General features: G+C 73.6%; 1 protein-coding gene. It reads right to left on the reverse strand.

The features are described from left to right. On the reverse strand, positions 1-4,054 hold a 4,054-nt coding region (locus ACIA5C_RS48575), incomplete at its 3' end, for an SDR family NAD(P)-dependent oxidoreductase (RefSeq protein WP_396068191.1). Between the last annotated feature and the right edge of the window lie 42 nt (positions 4,055-4,096).

The raw sequence follows: 4,096 nt of genomic DNA on the forward strand, positions 1-4,096 counted from the left end.
CCAGGCCGCCGCCACCACGACCGGAGACCCCTACTACCGACCCCAGACCCGCCCCCAACTCACCCACGTCCGACGCCACCACGGCGGCGCGGCAGGGCAGGGCGGCCCGAGCGGTGGCAAGCGTGAACGCCACATCGGCGACCGCGGCGGAGGGATGAGCGGCGAGCCAGTCCGTGAGAGCTCCGGCCTGTTCGCGGAGCGCGTTCTGGTCACGGGCGGAGAGCAGCACCGGCACGATGCGATCCGGTGACGGCCCGGCCGACGGGTCCGGCGACGGTTCCTCGACGCTCTCGATGATCACGTGGGCGTTGGTGCCGGAGATCCCGAACGACGACACCGCCGCCCGCCGGGGCCGTTCCGTCGCCGGCCACGCCACCGCTTCGTGGAGCAGTTCCACCGTTCCGGGCGACCAGTCGACCTTGGACGACGGGGTGTCGGCGTACAGCGTCCGGGGCATGGTCCCCGACCGCATTGCCATGATCATCTTGATGATCCCGGTGACCCCGGCCGCGGCCTGGGTGTGCCCCAGGTTCGACTTCACCGAACCCAGGCGCAGCGGTGTCCCGGTCCGGCCCGCACCGTAGGTCGCGATCAGCGCCTGGGCCTCGATCGGGTCGCCCAGTGCCGTACCGGTTCCGTGCGCCTCGACCACGTCGACGTCGTCACCGCGCAGCCCAGCCGCCGCCAGGGCCGCCCGGATGACCCGCTGCTGGGCAACCCCGTTCGGCGCGGTCAGGCCGTTGCTCGCCCCGTCCGAGTTGATGGCGCTGCCGCGTACGAGGGCCAGCACGGGATGCCCGTTGCGGCGGGCGTCCGAGAGTCGTTCGAGGAGCACGACCGCCGATCCCTCGCTCCATCCGGTCCCGTCCGCTCCCTCGCCGAACGAGCGGCATCGCCCGTCCGCCGACAGCCCGCGCTGCCGGCTGAACTCGATGAACGTTTCCGGTGTGGCCATCACGGTCACCCCGCCGGCCACCGCCAGCCCGCACTCGCCCCGCCGCAGCGCCTGCATGGCCCAGTGCATCGCGACCAGCGAGGAGGAGCATGCGGTGTCCACGGTGACGGCCGGCCCCTGCAGCCCGAACGTGTACGCGATCCGCCCCGAGACCAGGCTTCCCGGGCTTCCCCCGGCGTAATCGTGGTACATCACCCCGGCGAACACGCCGGTGTCGCTGCCGCGCAGGCCCAGCGGGTCGATCCGGGCCCGTTCGAAGGCCTCCCACGTCGTCCGCATCAACAGCCGCTGCTGCGGGTCCATCTCTTCGGCCTCGCGGGCGCCGATGCCGAACAGCGCCGCGTCGAACTCCGCGGCGCCGGGCAGGAAACCCCCGCTGCGGGTGTACGTCGTACCGGGCACTCCAGGTTCCGGGTGATAGATCGACTCCACGTCCCAGCCCCGATCGTGAGGAAACGGCCCGATCGCGTCCACCCCGTCCGCGACCAGCCGCCACAGATCCTCCGGCGACGCCACCCCGCCCGGCAGGTGGCAGGCCGCCGCCACGATCGCGATGGGCTCGTCGGCCGCCACCTCGGCCGCGCGGGCCGGAGCCGCATCGACGAGGGTTCCGGTCAGCTCGGCCAGCCGGTCCGCGACGGCCTGGCAGTTCGGATGGTCGAAGACGAGCGTGACGTCGAGCGTGAGGCCGGTACGTTCCTGCAGCGTGTTGCGCAGCTCGAGCGCGCTCAGCGAGTCGAAGCCGAGGTCGGCGAAGGCCCGGTCGGGGGCGATCGCGCTGGTGTCCGGGTGTCCGAGGACCCGGGCCACCGACTCGACCACCAGGTCGATCAGCCGCCCGGTGATCCGGCCGGGGCCTCGCGGCGACGACGGAACGAGGCCGCGCAGCAGCCCGGGCACCGCGCGGTCCCGCCACCGCTTCAGATCGAACTGGGCCGCCACAACGTTCGCCGCGCCGGCGTCGAGCGCCGCGTCGAACGACCGCAGTCCGTCCTCGGCCGGGAAGGCAGGCGTCCCGGCCGCGGCGAGCCGGGACCGGCCGGTCCCGGTGAGCCGGTCGGCCATCCCGCCCGCGTCCGACCACGCGCCCCACGCGATCGACAGCGCCGGGCGCCCGTGACGTCGCCGGTGCTCGGCGAGCCCGTCGAGGTAGGCGTTGGCCGCCGCGTACCCGGCCTGCCCCGGTGAACCGAGCGTTCCGGAGAGCGACGAGACCAGGACGAACGCCGCCAGGTCCCGGTCCGCGGTGAGCTCGTGCAACACCCGCGCGCCGTCCGCCTTGGCGCGCAGTGACGTGGCAAGGCGGTCCGCGGTCAACGACGTGAGTACGCCGTCGTCTAGAACTCCGGCGGCGTGCACGACGGACGTGACCGGATGCCGCGCGAGCAGGCCGGCGACCGCATCCGGAACGTTGACATCGCACGCCTCCACGGCCACCCCGTCGGCGCCCAGCGCGGACAGGCCGGTGACGACCTCGGTGGCCCCCGGCGTCTCCATCCCGCGCCGGCCCACGAGCACCAGGCGGCGAACACCGTGCGCCACGACCAGATGACGGGCCAGGAGGGCACCGATTCCGCCCAGCCCGCCGGTGATCAGGACGGTTCCCCAGTCCGGAGTGGGACCCGGGCGCTTCGGCAGATCGGGGTCGAGTCGTGGCGTGTGGAGGACGCCGTCGCGTACGGCGAACTCGTCCTCGCCGCCGGGCAGCGGCCGATCCACGCTGTCGTCCCGGTCGAGCAGGATCAGGCGTCCCGGGTGCTCGGCCTGCGCCGCCCGGATCAGCCCCCAGATCGCCGCCTCGACCGGGTCGGGATCGTCGCCGGGAAGTACGCGGACCGCGTTGCGGGTCGGCACCACGATCCGTCCCGGTTGCGTCAGCCTCGCCCGGACGGCGCTGAGCACCCCCCACACCGTGCCGGTGAGGTCGTCGCCGGCCAGCGGCCGATCCAGCAGCTCGTACGACGTTCCGGCGTCGCCGGCGACCGGGATCCACGAGATGCGGTGCAACGGAACGCCGCGGCGCAGGGGGCGCGTCACGACGGCATCGGCATGCAGGACGGGGCGTCCGGATCGATCGGCCAGGTCGAGCCGGGCCCGGTCCGGTGCGGTACGCGTGAGCCGCACGCGGACGGGGATGCTGTCCCCGGCGTGCAGGAACAGGCCGTGCCATCGGAACGGGACGTCGGTCCCCTCGCCGTCGTCCAGCAGCGCGACGTGGAGTGCGGCGTCGAGGGCGGCCGGATGGATGCCGTACCCGTCGGCCGGGGGTGCGTCCAGCTCGGCGTACCAGTTGTCGCCGTCCCGCCACGCGGCGCGCAGCCCCTGGAATCCCGGGCCGTACGCGAAGCCACGCTCGGCGAAGTGCCGGTACGCGTCGGCGACGTCCACCGCGGCGGCCGCCGGTGGCCAGCTCCCGAGATCGCCGGGTTCCGTCGAGCCGGTCTCCAGTCGCCCGGTCGCGTGCTCCAGCCAGCGGCCGTCGGTGAGCGAGTGGATGGTCAGGGCACGACCGCCGTCGGCCTCGGGAGCCGCCACCGTCACCCGGATCTCGGCGTCCCCCGGCTCCAGCGGTGCGGTCAGCACGAGCTCGCGCACCACCGGGCATCCGGCCGCGGCACCGGCCCGCAACGCCATCACCGCGAGGAACGCCCCGGGTGCGATGACGGCGCCGCCGATCCGGTGCTCGCGGAACCAGGGCGCATCGAGTCGCTCGGTCAGCAGCAGACCGCCGTCGGGCAGGGGGACGACGGGATCCATGGGACGGGGCGGGTCGAGCCAGTAGTTCTGCCGCGCGAACTCGTAGGGCGGCAGTTCGGTGGTGCGGCGCGAGGCCCCGAAGTAGGCGGCCCAGTCCACCTCGACCCCGTCGAGGTGGAGCGTGGCGAGCGTGGTGACGAGGTCACGTACGGTCCCGTCGCGCAGGGCCGGGGTGACCAGCACATCCTGCCCGTCGAGACATTCGGTCGCGAGCGGGGTGAGGGCCGCACTCGGACCGATCTCGAGGAACCGTCGGGCGCCCTTCCCGTACAACCCCGCGACCGCGTCCGCGAAGCGGACCGTCCCGGTCAGCTGAGCCGTGAAATACGCCGGATCATCCACCCCGGAACCCACCGTCAACGCCGGTTCCCCGAACTCCAACCC

It is taken from the genome of Actinoplanes sp. NPDC051343 (genome assembly GCF_044455125.1).
In the GTDB taxonomy this organism is placed as follows: Bacteria; Actinomycetota; Actinomycetes; order Mycobacteriales; family Micromonosporaceae; genus Actinoplanes.